A 15,593-nucleotide genomic window follows, 5' to 3' on the forward strand; every position below is an offset into this window, starting at 1 on the left:
TATAACTCATTTCGGAGCAGGAGAGGATTCGGGAAATGAACAGCCCCAGCCGGGTGATCAGTTTCGTCAACGCAGGCCATTTCATCGACCATTATTCGATGCTGATTTTCGCCGCCGCCGTGATCATCATGGGGCCGGCGCTCGGCATGGCTTATTCGGAACTTCTGCCTTACGCGACCCCGGGCTTCGTGGCCTTCGGCGCCGGCTCGCTGCTCACCGGCTGGCTCGGGGACCGCTGGAGCCGCCGCCACATGATGCTGATCTTCTTCGTCGGCATCGGTGCTTCCATGATCTCGGTCGGCTTCGTGCAGACCCCGGCACAGCTTGGCGCGGCGCTGTTCGCGATCGGCATTTTTGCCTCGATCTATCACCCCGTCGGCACCGCGATGATCGTGTCCTATGCCGACCGGCTCGGCCGCGAGATGGGGATCAACGGCGTCTGGGGTAATCTCGGCGTTGCGTCGTCCGCGCTGGTCACCGGCGTGATCGGCCAGTATCTCGGCTGGCGTTTTGCCTTCATCGTGCCCGGTGTCGTCACCATCATGATCGGCATCGCCTTTGCGATGATGGTCGTGCACGAGGACCGCAAGGGCTCAAAGCAGGCGGCAGCTCAAGCGCGCGTGGCGAAGAAAGACATGTGGCGCGTGATCCTGTCGCTGCTGATCGTGGTCATCGCGATCTCGACCACGTTCAATGCGGTCACCGTCGCGCTGCCAAAACTGTTCGCGGAACGGCTTGCGGACCTGACGAAAAGCCCAGCGCTGCTCGGCGTCATCGCGGCCTGCGTCTACGTGTTCGGCGCGATGACCCAGTACACGATCGGCCGGCTGCTCGACCGCTATTCGCTGAAGACGGTGGCATTGCCGCTGTCCTTCATGCTGGCGCCGTTTCTGTATCTCGCCGCGAGCCTGTCCAATCTGCCGCTGATCCTGGTCTCGATCGGCATCGTCATGGGCGCGTTCGGGCAGGTCACGGTGAACGATGCCATGGTCGGCAAATACACCAGCGAGGAATGGCGCTCGCGCGCCTATGCGGTGCGCTATTTCATCGGCTTCACGGCCGCGGGCGCCTCCGTCGGCCTGGTCGCCTGGCTCTACGAGCAGGGTGGCTTCGTCACCATGCTGCACGCCTTCGCCGCGCTCTGCCTGCTGGCAATCGCCGCCGCCATCATCCTGCCGCGCGAGATCAGGACGCCGCAGGCGGCGTGAGGCGGCGGTCTCGTGTCCCGGACGCGCTGCAGCGTGTAACGCTGCTGCGCAGAGCCGGGACCCAGAATGCAACACGGCACGCGGAGAGATGGGCCCCGGCTCTGCAGCGCACCGCCGAAGGGGCGCTGCGTCAGGGCACGAGTGTGCGCCGTAAGGCCAACACTCTCTCCCCGTCATTGCGAGCACAGCGAAGCAATCCAGAATCTATCCGCGGAGGGACTCTGGATTGCTTCGCTGTGCTCGCAATGACGGGGGATGGACCGGCGCTTCGCCTGACGACTGCCGACGATGCCATTCTGCCGGTGTTTTGCCCGACGTGTCAAAGAACCGGAACGCTCTTAAAAGCTCAACGCCATCCCTACTGTGCATGGGGTTGTTTTTCGATTTTTTACTGGCGCAGCAAAAAAGCTAGGGCTTCACCTCGGCCACCGTCTTTGCCTTCGGCGCCTTCTTCGATGCACGCCAGTTCTCGAAGCGCTGCACCACCACGAAGAAGGCCGGCACGAACAGCACCGCGAGGCAGGTCGAGGCCAGCATGCCCGAGAACACGGTGATGCCGATCGACTTGCGGGCGCTGGCGCCGGCGCCGGTCGCGATCACCAGCGGCACCACGCCGAGGATGAAGGCGAACGACGTCATCAGGATCGGGCGGAAACGGGCGCGCGCCGCCTCGATCGCGGATTCCAACACCGGCTTGCCGTCGCGGCCGTGCAGCTCGAGCCCGACCTCGACGATCAGGATGGCGTTCTTGGCCGACAGCGCGATCAGCAGGATCAGGCCGATCTGGCAATAGAGGTTGTTGTCGATCTTCAAGGCGTTGAGGACCAGCATGGGCCCGATCAGCGACAGCGGCACCGCGAGAATCACCGAGATCGGCGCGTACCAGCTCTCGTACTGGCCGGCGAGCACGAGATAGACCAGCAGCATGGCAAGGCCGAACACCCAGTAGATCTGGTTCGAGGCGGCCTTCTCCTGGTACGACATCGCGGTCCACTCATAGCCCGTGCCCGGCGGCAGCGTCTTGTCCGCGATCTCCTCCATCAGCTTCAGCGACTGGCCGGACGAGTAGCCCTGCGCCGGCAGGCCGACGATGGTCGAGGAAGGGTAGAGGTTGTAGAGGCTGATCAGCGACGGGCCGGTGGCCGGCGTGATCGTGGCGACGGTGCCGATCGGGATCATGTCGCCGTTCGAGTTGCGTACCTGCATGTTGGCGATGTCGCGCTCGGTGACGCGGAATGCCGGATCGGCCTGGGTATAGACCTGGAACACGCGTCCGAACTTGTTGAACTGATTGACGTAGGACGAGCCGAGATAGGTCGACAGCGCCGCGAACACCTGATCGGTGGTGACGTGCAGCGTCTGGGTCTTGATGCGGTCGATCTCGACGTTGAACTGCGGCACCGACGAGCGGAACGAGGACGATACGCGCTGCAGCGCGCTCTGGCTCTGGGCGTTGGAAACCATCGCGCCGGTGATGGCCTGGAGCTTTGCAAAATCGCTGTTGCCGTCGCGCAGCTCGACCTGCATCGAGAAGCCGGCCGCGTTGCCGATGCCCTGGATCGGCGGCGGCGGCAACACCAAGGTGCGTGCCTCCATGATGGTCGCGAGCTTGTCGTTCAGCCCGTAGACCAGCGAACGCAGATCTTCGCCGGGCCCTTTGCGCGCCGACCAGTCCTTCAGGATGATGTAGGCGACGCCGGCATTGGCAAGGCTGGCGCTGTTGTCGAGCGCGGAGATGCCGGCGATGGTGATGACCTGCTGGACACCCGGCGTGTCCTTGATCAGCTCGCTCGCCCTGTCGAGCACCGTCTGGGTCCGCTCCAGCGAAGCGCCGTCGGGCAGTTGCACGGCGGCGATCAGATAGCCCTGGTCTTCGATCGGCAGGAAGCCGGTCGGCACCCGCGACAGGCCGTAGCCGCCGATCCCGATCAGCACCAGGGCGAATGCGACCGAGATCGTGCTGTTCCTGCACAGCACGCCGATGAGGCGCGTGTAGCCCCGCTCGACACGGTTATAGACGGCGTTGAAGCCGCGGTAGAAGAAATTGCGCTGCTCCGGCGGCACCGTCGGCCGCAGCCAGAGTGCGCATTGCGTCGGCTTCAGCGTGGCCGCGTTGATGGCGGATAGCAGCGCGGTCGCCGCGATCACCAGCGCGAATTGCGAATAGATGCGCCCGGTGAGGCCGGCGAGGAACGAGGCCGGCAGGAACACCGAGATCAGCACCAGGGTGATGCCGACGATCGGCGCGAAGAGCTGGTCCATCGCCCTGATCGCGGCGTCGTGGCCGTTCATGCCCTGCTCGATGTTGTGCGCGGCACCTTCGACCACGACGATGGCGTCGTCGACGACGATGCCGATCGCGAGCACGATCGCGAACAGCGTCGACATGTTGATGGTGAAGCCGAGCGCCGCCATCGCCGCGAACGCGCCGATGATGGTGACGGGCACGGTGGTCGCCGGCACCAGCATCGCTCGCCAGTCCTGCAAGAACACAAGGATCACGACCAGCACCAGCAGGCCGGCCTCGATCAGCGTCATGTAGACCTCGTGCACCGAGGCTTCGACGAATTTGGTGGTGTCGAACGGCGTGTCGTACTTGATGCCTTCGGGGAATCGCTTTGCAAGCTCCGCCATCTTCTTCTCGACGGCCTGCTCGACCTGGAGCGCGTTGGCGCCCGGCGACTGGAACACGCCGATGCCGGTGGCCGGCTGATTGTTCAGCGAGAAGATCTGGCTGTAGGTCTGCGCGCCCAATTCGACCCAGCCGACGTCGCGCACGCGCGTGACGTCGCCACTGGTGCCGGTCTTGACGATGATGTTCTCGAACTGGGTGGTGTCGTCGAGCCGGCCGTTGACGTTGAGCGTGTACTGGAACGCCTGTCCCGGCGGCGTCGGCGGCGCGCCGACCTGGCCGGCCGAGACCTGCTGGCTCTGCTGCTGGATCGCCGTGACGACGTCCGACGGCATCAGTCCGCGGACCTGGAGCTTGTTCGGATCGAGCCAGACCCGCATCGAATACTGGCCGGCGCCGAACACCGTGACGTTGCCGACGCCGGGCAGGCGCGAAAGCTCGTCGCGGATGTTGATGGTGGCGTAGTTGCTCAGATAAAGGCTGTCGAACGTCCTGTTCGGCGAGGTTAACGTCACGAACAGCAGGATCGAGGTCGATTTTTTCTGGACGGTGACGCCCTGGTTCTGCACGGAGGTCGGCAGCTGCGACAGCGCGCTGGAGACGCGGTTCTGCACCAGCACCTGCGCGAAGTTGAGGTCGGTGCCGATCTTGAAGGTCACGGTCAGCGTATAGGTGCCGTCGGAGCCGCTGTAGGACTGCATGTAGAGCATGTCCTCGACGCCGTTGACCTGCTGCTCGATCGGCAGCGCGACGGTGTCGATCACGGTCTTGGCGCTGGCGCCGGGATAGCGCGTGGTGACCTGCACCGTCGGCGGCACCACGTCGGGATATTGCGCGACCGCGAGGTTGAACAGCGCGACGCCGCCGATCAGGATCATCAGAAGCGCGATGACATTCGAGAGGACCGGCCGTTCGATGAAGAATTTCGAGATCATGGCTGGCGACCCCTCACTTGGCTGACGCCTGCGGTTGGTCGATCTTCGTCGGTTGCGGATCGATCTTCTGACCCGGGATCACGCGCAGTAGCCCCGCGATCACCACGCGGTCGTCCGGCTTCAAGCCGCTTTCGATCACGCGCAGGCCGTTGTCGACCTGACCGATCTGCACCTTGCGCTGCTCGACAATGTTGTCGCTATTGACCACCAGGAGATAGCGGCCGCCCTGGTCGCTGCCGAGCGCGGTGTCGGGCACGAGGAGGGCGTTCTTGTCCTGGTCGAAGGGCACCCGGACCCGGACGAAATAGCCGGGCAGCAGCGCTCGCTTGTCGTTGGGCAAGACGCCGCGTACCGCGAGCGTGCCCGTTGATGTATTGAGGGTCGGCGAGACGTAGTCGAGGTGGCCTTCATGCGGATAGCCGGTCTCGGTCTGGAGGCCCACCTGGATCGGCAATTGTTTGAGGTCGGCCACGGTCAGCCCGCGACGGACCGCTTCGGCGCGGATGCGAAGGACGTCCTGCTCACTGACCGTGAAGTTCACCCAGATCGGATCCAGCGCGACGATGGTTGCGAGCTGGGTCGGGGAGGAGACGCCGACGAGCTCGCCGATCGAGACCAGGTGCGCGCTGACGATGCCGTCGAACGGCGCGCTCACCTTGGTGTAGCCGTAATTGACCTCGGCGAGCCTTGTATTGACCTGGGCCTGCTGGAGACTGGCCTGGGCGTTGTCGCGGGTCGATGTCGAGGTGTCGAGGGTGGATTGCGAGACCGCCTGACGCTGCACCAGCTCGACCTGGCGCTTGAAATCGGCTTCGGCCTGCTTGAGCGTGGCCTGCGCGCCGACCTCGGCCGCCTGCGCCTGCTCGAGCTTGAGCTTGTAGGTCTCAGGCTCGATTAAGAAAAGCTGGGTGCCCTGCTTGACGAAGCTGCCGTCCTGATAGTCGATCGATTGCAGGAAGCCCTGCACGCGCGCCACCAGATCGACGCTCTTGACCGGCGCGGTGTTGCCGGTGGCTTCGACATAGCGCGTCACGGCCCGCTGCACCGGCGTGGCGACGTCCACCTTCGGCGGCGGCGGCGCCACGAACGTGTTCTTGTCCTCGCAGCCGGCGAGCGCCACCACGGCCGCCGCGGCAACGAGTGCCCGCCCGACATGTCTCCACGCTCCGTTCCGTTGTGCGAGATCAGCGGGATTCGCGCAGGTCATTCGGTGGCCCCCGATTATTGTCTGTCGGTGTGGCAGGCTACCAACAAATGCCCGGCCGTGGAACACCATAGCCATGGCGGTCACCGGCCTTGCACAGCAAACGGCGCAGTGGCCTTTGACAGGTTTGTCATGGCAAACCACTTTTCATCGGGTGCATGATCGACCAGAATTGTGTCAAAGGCCGAGTGACGGAATCGAAGCGGTCGAGAAGCAGAGAAGAAAAGTGAGGAGAACATGACATGCCCACGTCGCTCCAGGCGGCCCTTGCCGGCCTCGTTTTCGCAGCGGCAGTCGCCATGCCCGCGCTAGCCGATGGCCTGAAGGACGAGATCGCGCCGACCGGCAAGCTGCGGGTCGCGATCGCGATCAGCCCGGCGGGCGGCGCGTTCTGGTCGACCAAGACCGAAGCCGGCTATGCCGGCGTGCCGGTCGACCTCGGCAAGGAGATGGCCGGCCAACTCGGAGTGCCCGTCGAATATGTCGTGCACCAGAATTCCGGGCAGATCACCGACGCGGCGTCGAAGGGGACCTGGGACGTCACTTGGCTGCCAAAAGATCCCGAGCGCGAGACCAAAATGATGTTCGGCCCGATCTACGAGGTCGCGGATGCCACCTACATCGTCAAGCCCGGCTCAGCCATCACCAACTTCGCCAGCCTCGACCAGCCCGGCATCAAGGTCGCGGCCGTCAACGCCACCACGACCATGCGCGGCGCGATCGCGCATCTGAAGAATGCGAAAGTTACGGGCTATCAGACCTATGACGAGATCTTCGGCCTCCTGAAGAGCGGCGAGATCGACGCCTTCGCGCTGTCGCGCGACCAGCTCAACAAGATGGCGCAGAAGATCCCGGGCACGAAGGTGCTGGACGAGACCTTCAAGAAAACGGTGACGGCCGTCGCCGTCCCGCTCGGTCATCCCCAGGCGCTGACGTTCGTTTCCAGGTTCATGACGGAAGCCACGACGAACGGCACCTTGCGCAAGGCCTATGACAACAACGGCCTGAAGGACACGCCGATCCGGACGGAGTAGCGGCAGCGGCTCCATGGCAAGCGAGATTCAGATCCGCGCTTTCTTGCCCGCCGATGCAGCTGCCGTGCGCGAGCTGTTCATCCAGGTCAATCGCCTGTTGGCGCCGGCGCATCTGGCGGAGGCGTTTGAAGGATACATCACGCGCTCCCTCGCAGAGGAGATCGATCGTCTCGCCGATTATTATGCGAGCCGGAATGGCAGTTTCTGGGTCGCCGTCGATGACGATGAAATCGGCGGCATGTTAGGACTGGAGGCCTCTGGCGAACGCACGATGGAGTTACGGCGCATGTACGTTGCTCCCGGCGCGCGGCGCCGGGGTATCGCGCGAAAGATGCTGGCGTTTGCGGAAGAGGAGTGCCGCCGCCGCAATCGTCCAGAATTGCAGCTGAGCACGTCCGAGCTTCAGCAGGATGCGCTGGTGCTGTATCGAAACGCCGGATACGAGAATGTGCGCGAAGAGATCGCCGATGCCACCAGCAACAAGACGCTAGGTGGTGGCATTCGTCGCTACTATTTCACCAAGCGGCTCTGACGGCATTTCGGGGCGCTTCGCCCGTTATTAGGACTCACGGCTCCGCGGTGCGAATGCCTGCGGGGCTCACCTGCAGCTTGAGTGTGGACGTCCTGGTCAGCGCCTTGCCGTCGAACGAGAATGCGATCAGCTCGTTCTCGACCATGCACTGCGCCACGACATGTTTTGAGTCCTTTGACCACACCATGCCCTGGCACCAATGGCCGATCTTGGCCTCCGCCACCGGCGTGAGGTCGGTGCCCGAGATCCTGTAAACCTTGAGCAGGCCGAAATCGTTGAAGAAGGGCGAGGCCGATGGCTTGTTCGAGCCGTTCATGACGGTGACGGCGACATGGCTGCCGTCCGGCGACATCTTCACGGCCTCAGGTGTCTGTCCAACGGTAACCGTCGTGACGACGCGGATCGGCTTGGCGGTCATGTCGATCAGACTGATCGTGTCACTGTCGCCGCTGCTGGCACCGACATTGCCGACGACGGCCACCGCGCTGCCGGTGAGGTCGATGTCGTAAGGGCGGATGCCGGCGGAGAGGTCGCGCTTGGTGTATTCGACCTTGGTCCCGTCCACGCTCAGAAGCGAGATCTTGCTGTCGCCGTCGCGGGTGACCAGCGCGGTGGCTCCGTCGCGGGAGAACACTACATGGCTGGGGCCGGACTTGGCATCGCCGAGTTGAATCTTCCCGCCTGCGGTCAGCGTATTGCCGCTGATCGCGAAGACCGAGACGGTGCCTTCGCTGCGGTTGGCAACCAGCGCCAGCGTGCCGGCACGGTTGATCGAGACGCCAGCGGCGCCTGGGCCGGCCTGCAATGTCGCGAGCACCTTTGGCGGGGTGGATTTGAGGTCGATCACCGAGAGCTTGTCGTCGGGGACCGTCTTGGTCGTATCCGCGGGATCGAGCTTCATCGCCCCCGTGACCAGCGCAAGCGAGCCGTCCGGCGCAATCGCGACGCTCGGCGGCGGCCCGACTACGCTGGCGGGTGCCGGCACCTCGCCCAAAAGCTTCAGCGCACCATCGGTGAGATCGATGACGCTGACCGTGTCCGGCAGCGGCTGCTTGCGCACCACGGCATTGCCGTTCTCCAGCATCATCTTGCCGTCATTGGCGGTGACGACGATCTCGGCATGAGCGGCGAAATTTGCAAAGCCGGCAAAGGACGTTGCGACCAGGGCTGACGCGGCATGGCGCGTGCGCCTGCGAAGAGCGGCTTTCATGTTTCCCCCTGAGACCTTGTTCTTGTCCGGTCAAGCTAAATGCAACCGGGGGCATCGCGCAACAATCTGAACGCGATCATTTTTGCCTTCGCCCTTGGAATAAAACGGCAAGACGCGCTCCGGCACGGCCGAAGCGGGTGGCTGCATAAAAAATTATGCCTCGACCACTGCGCAAAGTGTCTCGTGCGTCAAACTGACACGGCTCTGTCACTCGCGATGTTTAGAACATTTCTGATCGTAAACATCCTCATTTCCGGGGCCTCAAAAAAATGAAATCGAGACTACTGACGACGGCTGCGATTGTCGCGGCCGCGAGCGCGCTCGCGTGCACTCTTCCCGTCCTTGCGGACGATTTCGGCCGTGACCGCGATCACGGGCATGATCAAGGTCGCGACAACGATCACGATCACGATCACGATCACGATCACGATCACGATCATCACCGTCATCCGCATGACATCCACACCGAGACGCCGATCAAGCATCTCGTGATCATTTTCAACGAGAACCGCTCGTTCGATCATTACTTCGCGACCTATCCGAACGCGGCCAATCCGTCGGGCTCGATCCCCTTCGTGCCGAAGCCGCATACGCCGAAGGTCAACAATCTCGCCAACGCGCATTTGCTGGTGAACAATCCGAACAACAGCGCGGCCAACGGCGCCGGCGCGACGGACCCGTTCCGCCTCGACCGCACCCAGGCCAACACGCGCTCGCAGAACCACTCCTACACGCCAGAGCAGCAGGCCGTGGACAACGGCAAGGAAGACCTGTTTCCGAAATTCACCGGCCGCGGCACCGCCGGCGGCGCCGGCGCGTTCGGCACCAACGGTCAGGTCATGGGCTATTTCGACGGCAACACCACCACCGCCTTCTGGAATTACGCCCAGCACTTCGCCATGAGCGACAATGCCTGGACCGACACTTTCGGTCCGTCGACGCAGGGCGCGCTCGCGGTGATTTCTGGCCAGACCAATGGCGCGCAGAACATCGTCGGCACCTCGGCGTCGATCGCCGACGGCCAGGGCGGCCTGACGCTGATCGGCGACACCGACCCGGCCTACGATTCCTGCTCGAGCACGAGCAGCACCGTGCTGATGACAGGCAAGAACATCGGCGACCTGCTCAACGACGAGCGCATCAGCTGGGGCAGCTTCATGGGCGGCTTTGACCTGACGCTCAAGAATGCCAACGGCACCACCGGCTGCGCGCGCACCACGTTCTCCAGCAACGTGAACGGCACGATCGTGGACTACAGCCCGCACCACGCCTGGTTCCAGTACTACAAGTCGACCGCCAACCCGACCCATGCGCGGCCGAGTTCGGTCGATGCGATCGGCCACACCTACGAGAAGGGCGGCAAGACCGTCGATCCGGCCAACCACGCCTACGACCTCGAGGACTTCTACGCCGCCGTGAAGGCCGGCAATTTCCCGGCCGTCTCCTACATCAAGATGTCGGCCTACCAGGACGGTCACGCCGGCAACTCCGATCCGCTCGACGAGCAGGTCGGCAACGTCGAGCTGATCAACTTCCTCCAGAAGCAGCCGGAGTGGCGCGAAACCGCGGTCATCATCACCTATGACGACTCCGACGGCTGGTACGACCACCAGTACGTTGCGCCGAAGACCGCCTCCTACGATCCGACCGCCGATCAGGTCAACGGTCCGGGCCTGTGCGGCCTCGGCCCGCTGAAGCAGCCGGCACCGAAGGGTCTCTCCGGCAAACCGGTGAACGGCCGCTGCGGTCCCGGCACGCGCATTCCGTTCATCGTGGTCTCGCCCTACGCCAGGACCAACCACGTGAGCAGCACCTACATCTCGCAGGCGTCCGTGGTGCGGTTCATCGAGGACAATTGGCTGCGAGGCCAGCGTATCGGCGGCGGCTCGTTCGATGCCAGCTCCGGCTCGATCATGGACCTGTTCGACTTCGATCAGGATCACAGCCATGACTACCGGACCGACGCGCTGTTCCTCGATCCGACCTCCGGCACGGCGATCACCAGCCCACCGGACGAGCACCACCACCACTAGTCCAACGGGACGCTTGATGAACAGCCGCACCATGTGGCTCCTCGGCGCCGGCCTGCTTTGTCTGGCCGGCGCCGTCTTTGCGGCCGGGACGCAAGGACTCGCGGAGACGAGCCAGTTCGGCGCGAACCCGAATCCGGTTCGCCTCATGCGCCCGCCCGTCGCGCCATTGTCCGCGATGGCGCAGCTCGGCAAGGAGATCTTCTACGACGCCTCTCTGTCGTCGTCCGGTGCGCTGTCCTGCGCGTCCTGCCACAGCCCGGATCACGCCTACGGTCCGCCCAACGACGGGCCGGTGATGCTCGGCGGCGCCGCCCTGTCGCGGCAGGGCGCACGCGCAGTGCCGTCGCTGACCTATCTCGATCGCCATCCGAATTTCAGCATCGGCCCCGACAAGGGCGACGACGACAACATCATCGATCTCGCGCAGATGGCTGCAATCGGCCAGCAGGCGGCGCGCACGACGAAGACGGCCGGCGGCAGTGGCGCATCGGCGAACATCGTGCCGCAGGGCGGCCTGTTCTGGGACGGCCGCGCCGACACGCTCCAGGACCAGGCGCTGTTCCCGCTGATCGATCCCAACGAGATGGACGGCGGCAGCGCCGAGATCGTCGCGGACAAGCTGCGCCGCGCGCCTTACGCCAGCCGTTTCATCGAGCTGTTCGGCGCCGGCGTGCTGAAGAATCAGCGGCTGCTGATTGCAGAGGCGATGTTCGCGGTGGCGCGTTATCAGGTGGAGGAGCCGAGCTTCCATCCCTACACCAGCAAGTATGACTACTGGCTCGAGGGCAATGCGCGGCTCACCGAGACCGAACTGCGCGGCCTGCAAGCGTTCAACGATCCTGACAGGGCCAATTGCGCCGGCTGTCACACCTCGGCGCCGACCCGCGACGGTCTGCCGCCGCTGTTCACCGATCACCAATACGAGGCGCTCGGCGCGCCGCGCAATGCCGCGCTCGCCGGCAATCGCGATCCCAACCATTTCGATCTCGGCGTCTGCGGCCCGCAGCGCACCGACATTCCCGAGCAGACCCAATATTGCGGCATGTTCCTGACGCCGACGCTGCGCAACACGGCGAAGCGTCACGCCTACTTCCATAACGGCGTCTTCGGTACTCTCGAGCAGGTCCTGGATTTCTACAATTTTCGCGACACCAATCCGGAAAAGGTTTTTCCGCGCGACGCCGACGGCGCAGTGCGGAAATACGACGACCTGCCGCAAAAATATCATGCCAATGTCGACGTCACCGATCCGCCCTTCGATCGCCACCCCGGCGACAAGCCGGCGATGACGGAGCAGGACGAAGCCGACATCATCGCGTTCCTGAGGACGCTGACGGACGGCTACAAGCCGGAAAACTAAGCCGTTCTCTTCGCGTGCCGCGAGGCGCGGAGGTATGGGCGTGACAGCCTGCAGTGTCCAGGACGGCTACAACCGATCCCTCAGCGCCCCCTTGATCTCCGAATATTTCACCATCGCGCGCTCGAACTTTCGGTTGAACAGCCACATCGCAGCGAGGATCTCGCGGAAGCTGGCCGAGGTCCGCGCCCGGTCGGCCTGTCCGAACGCGAAGATGCTGTTGTTGCGCAGGTGCTTCATGATGGTCGGGCTGGACACCCTGTAGTTCAGGACATCGCCTGACTTGAGCGCGGACCGCGTCGGGGTCGGCACGATCTGGATCAGTTCGAACAGCTTCATCTGGTCGATCGGGTCGGGCAGTGTCTTCACGATTCCCGGAATCTCCCGGAAGACCTCCGCATGCGCGTTCATCAGGCCGTCGCGCACGTTGGTCCAGTGGTTGAAGCGATAGTCCGTGCCGCGGGCGCGCGCCTCTTCCTTGTCGTCGCGCGCGCTCAGCTCTGGGTCGGCTGCCGCGATCTCGCCCTTGATGGCATCCCACTTCCTGCGGCCGTTGCGGTCCTCGGACGGGCCGGTCTGGAAGCTGCCCATATAGGTATTCGAGCGCCCGTTGCGGACATTCTGCTTGCCGTTGGTCTCGGCGAAGAACAGCCCGAGGCTGATCCGGCCCGCAGCTTCGGCGTGAGCCGGTGCAAGCCCCTTGGCGCGCGCGATCGCTGTGGCGAGATCGACGACGTCCTTGAACGGCGTCGCCGAGTTCTGCGCGCCCGCGGGCGGCGCCTCCATGACGTCGAACAGCTTTGAATATTCGTCGATCAGCGGCTCGATGTCGGCGTCGAAATAGGCCGGTGGTATCTCGAACTTGTTGGGCTTGCCGATCCGCGACGGCATGGCGTCGGTGAGATCCTTGTAAGAACTGATGACAGCGACGCGTGCCAGATAGAGCGCCTGTCCCGGCAGGTTCGGCAGCGGCTCCTTCGCCTCGATCTGTCGGCGCCGCTCGGCAAGGATGGATTTGAAATCGCCGAGCGCGCGATCATAGGTGGCGAGCGCCTCCGATTGCTTCGCGTTAAGCGTTTGTGCCTGGCCGACTGTGAACGTCGTGAGGATCAGCCCAAGCACCGCCAGGGCCGTAGCGGCGTGACATCGTCGTCCCATGGCGGGTTCCCGTGTGCCGGAGATTCGTCGGTCTCGGGATCGTAAACATCAAACGCGCGGACTGGCGAGTTGCAAATCATGCTCAGCCCGGGTTCTCCGACCTTACGCTGTGGCCCGGTACTCCGGCGCCGAGGCCAGGAATTTCGCATAGGCATCCGCATCCGGCGGCTGGAAGTGTCCGGCGAGCCCGCCACGCTTCTGGTTCTTGGCGCCGATGTCGGCCATGAGCTCGTCGAAATGGCGATAGTGATAGGGCGCGACGCAGAGGCCGCCATAGACGCCGGCAGCCGGCCGTTCGACCCGCTTGAAGTGCAGCATCATCTCAACATTGTCGCGCATCGCTGGCGCCGTCGGCTGGTTCGCGAGCTGGCCGTCGGCATAGCGCACCAGCCAGTTCGCCGCGAGATCGGCACAGAGCACGGTGCAGAACGACGAGTTGAAGCCGACGAAGCCCATCTCCGGCAGATCAGGGTTGGCGATCAGGCGGTAGAGCCGGTACTGCCCGTCCGCATCGACAAGTTTCTGCCGATAGGCCGCGGGCAGGAACGGCACACCGAGCTTGTAGCCGATCGCGAGCACGGCGACGTCGGCGGCGACGCGCTCGCCGCCGCTCATCACGATGCTGTCGCCATCATAGTGATCGAAGCTGCCGAACACCGCCTTGATGCGGCCGTCGGCGACCATCGGGTAGAAGCCCGGCGTTGCGATCGGCACCGAGCAGTTGACGCCGTCCTCGATCCGCTCCTTCGGCACCATCTTGCAGCGGTTCAGCTTGAGCTGCGCCTTCAACAGGCTCTCCAATCCACGCCAGTTCGCCCAGATCAGCGGCGCGGCGATGCGGTGCGCGAGCCGTGCCATGGAGCTCGCGCCCCAGCCCGGAAACATCTCCTCCTGCGCGCGGATGTAGAGGATGCGCTTGAAGTTCACGAGCCCGCCGATGAAATAAGGAATGCGCCACACCGGCTCGCGCATCACGATGGTGACCTCGCGCGCGCCTGATTTCACCGCGTTCACGGCGATGTCGGTCGCGGACTTCGAGCCGCCGAGCACGACGACGCGCCGCCCTTTCGCCAGCGTCGGATCGCCGTATGTCGACGAATGCAGGATCTGGCCGCCCTGCGCCAGAAAGCCGTCCTCGCCCGGGCAATGCAGCTCGCGCGGCTCGTTGAACTGCCCGGTGCAGACCGCGACGAAATCGAAATCTTCGTTCGCCGCGGCGCCGTCCTTGCCTGATAGCGCGAGCGTCCAGCCCGGTTTGCCGTCGGCGCGCCGCGCCATGCCCGCGACTTCAGTGTTCAGGCGCAGCATGCGATCGAGACCGAAGCCCTTCGCATAATCGGCGAGATAGGCATGGACCTGCGGCCCGGTCGGCCATTCCGGATAGGTGTCCGGCATGGCGCGATCGGTGTAGCGGTAGAGCTCCTTCGGGCTCTGGGTCTGCACCTCGGGATAGGAGCGCGCCGGCTCCCAGACGCCGCCGAGATCGGCACTGCGCTCGACGATGGTGACGCGGTGGCCGTGGCTGGAGAACGCCTTTGCGGCGGCGAGGCCGGAGACGCCGGCGCCGATCACGCAGACATGCTTGGGGCTGACCATGGGATTCCTCGCAATCGATGTGTTTCGGGCGCAAGCGACCACGCTCGGCCGCGATGCGCGACCGGCGGACCCGCAAGCAGATGAAACTGGACGAGAAGGCTTAGTCGTTAGCTTCGGGCGGCAGGAAGTCGACCTCGTGCTGCGCCGAGATGCGCACGACTTCGGCGGGGTCGGTCAGATTGTGGAGCTGGTTGAACAGCGCCTCCAGCTTCTGCATCGGCGAGACCCAGAACAGCGCGCGGCACGGCTTGTCGGACTTGTTGAAATAGCCGTGCGGGATGCCGCGCGGCATGCGCACGAGATCCCCGGCATGGGCTTTGACCCATTGGCCGTCGAGCTTGAGGTCGAGCGTGCCCTCCTGCACCAGGATGAACTCGTCCTGGGTCGGATGGATGTGCACCGGCACGAACTGGCCGGGCTCGCTGTTGGTCTCGAACGCGAAGGTGGAATCTGTGACGGCCTTGGGGAAATAGACCTGGCCAAGGATGTTCCAGCTCTTGCCGCCATAGCCCGTGCCGTTTGTGGTAATGCCCTTTTCGAGTGCAGTCATGGCTCGCTCCTCATGGATTCCGGCGAGGATGGAGCTTCGACCCGTCGACGGTCGGTGTCTATCCGCTAAACGAATCCGGACGCGACTGTTGCCGTGCAGCATGATGATTTTGCGACGCGGCCCTTTCCGCGTTCGAGGAACCAT

12 protein-coding genes are annotated in these 15,593 nt (G+C 64.1%); 5 read left to right on the plus strand and 7 right to left on the minus strand.

From position 1 onward, the window contains the following. Window positions 1-35: 35 nt before the first annotated feature. Entirely contained in the window at window positions 36-1,208 is a 1,173-nt protein-coding gene (locus QJT78_RS02560; RefSeq protein WP_028147028.1) for an MFS transporter, read from the plus strand. Between the two features lie 408 nt (window positions 1,209-1,616). Here the strand turns inward: QJT78_RS02560 and QJT78_RS02565 are convergent, their stop codons facing one another. Together QJT78_RS02565 and QJT78_RS02570 are read right to left on the minus strand one after the other, a co-directional pair. Further along, entirely contained in the window at window positions 1,617-4,775 is a 3,159-nt protein-coding gene (locus QJT78_RS02565; protein WP_038941846.1) for a multidrug efflux RND transporter permease subunit, read from the minus strand. A 13-nt stretch (window positions 4,776-4,788) separates the two neighbouring features. Next, window positions 4,789-5,982, minus strand: a complete 1,194-nt coding sequence (locus QJT78_RS02570) for an efflux RND transporter periplasmic adaptor subunit (RefSeq protein WP_028147026.1) — start codon at window positions 5,980-5,982, stop codon at window positions 4,789-4,791. A 239-nt stretch (window positions 5,983-6,221) separates the two neighbouring features. Here QJT78_RS02570 and QJT78_RS02575 point away from each other — a divergent pair, with 239 nt between their 5' ends. Together QJT78_RS02575 and QJT78_RS02580 are read left to right on the plus strand one after the other, a co-directional pair. Beyond that, on the plus strand, window positions 6,222-7,013 hold the full coding sequence (locus QJT78_RS02575) for an ABC transporter substrate-binding protein (protein ID WP_028147025.1): 792 nt from the start codon (window positions 6,222-6,224) through the stop codon (window positions 7,011-7,013). 13 nt (window positions 7,014-7,026) lie between these two features. After that, the gene (locus QJT78_RS02580) at window positions 7,027-7,545 is read left to right on the plus strand and encodes a GNAT family N-acetyltransferase (RefSeq protein WP_028147024.1); all 519 of its coding nucleotides are present in this window, start codon (window positions 7,027-7,029) and stop codon (window positions 7,543-7,545) included. A 34-nt stretch (window positions 7,546-7,579) separates the two neighbouring features. On the opposite strand, the gene QJT78_RS02585 is transcribed toward QJT78_RS02580, so the two are convergent. Both QJT78_RS02585 and QJT78_RS02590 read right to left on the minus strand, forming a co-directional pair. After that, window positions 7,580-8,755, minus strand: coding sequence for a mandelate racemase (locus QJT78_RS02585; RefSeq protein WP_038941847.1), 1,176 nt, complete (start codon window positions 8,753-8,755; stop codon window positions 7,580-7,582). Between the two features lie 281 nt (window positions 8,756-9,036). After that, a complete protein-coding gene (locus QJT78_RS02590) occupies window positions 9,037-9,240 on the minus strand; it encodes a hypothetical protein (RefSeq protein ID WP_281460172.1) in 204 nt (67 codons plus the stop codon). 3 nt (window positions 9,241-9,243) lie between these two features. On the opposite strand from QJT78_RS02590, the gene QJT78_RS02595 reads away from it, so the two are divergent. Both QJT78_RS02595 and QJT78_RS02600 read left to right on the plus strand, forming a co-directional pair. Next, window positions 9,244-10,788, plus strand: a complete 1,545-nt coding sequence (locus tag QJT78_RS02595; RefSeq protein ID WP_240537459.1) for an alkaline phosphatase family protein — start codon at window positions 9,244-9,246, stop codon at window positions 10,786-10,788. A gap of 16 nt (window positions 10,789-10,804) precedes the next feature. Beyond that, window positions 10,805-12,148 carry a cytochrome c peroxidase gene (locus QJT78_RS02600; RefSeq protein WP_038941849.1) on the plus strand — a complete coding sequence of 448 codons (1,344 nt, stop codon included), beginning with the start codon at window positions 10,805-10,807 and terminating at the stop codon, window positions 12,146-12,148. 66 nt (window positions 12,149-12,214) lie between these two features. On the opposite strand, the gene QJT78_RS02605 is transcribed toward QJT78_RS02600, so the two are convergent. From QJT78_RS02605 to QJT78_RS02615, 3 genes are all read right to left on the minus strand, one after another. Continuing rightward, entirely contained in the window at window positions 12,215-13,303 is a 1,089-nt protein-coding gene (locus tag QJT78_RS02605; RefSeq protein WP_028147021.1) for a hypothetical protein, read from the minus strand. Window positions 13,304-13,405: 102 nt separating this feature from the next. Further along, window positions 13,406-14,899, minus strand: coding sequence for an NAD(P)/FAD-dependent oxidoreductase (locus QJT78_RS02610; RefSeq protein ID WP_028147020.1), 1,494 nt, complete (start codon window positions 14,897-14,899; stop codon window positions 13,406-13,408). Between the two features lie 100 nt (window positions 14,900-14,999). Further along, a complete protein-coding gene (locus QJT78_RS02615) occupies window positions 15,000-15,449 on the minus strand; it encodes a cupin domain-containing protein (protein WP_028147019.1) in 450 nt (149 codons plus the stop codon). Window positions 15,450-15,593: the final 144 nt, after the last annotated feature.

The sequence above is a fragment of the Bradyrhizobium sp. Mp27 genome (assembly GCF_029953005.1).
Lineage (GTDB): Bacteria > Pseudomonadota > Alphaproteobacteria > Rhizobiales > Xanthobacteraceae > Bradyrhizobium > Bradyrhizobium barranii.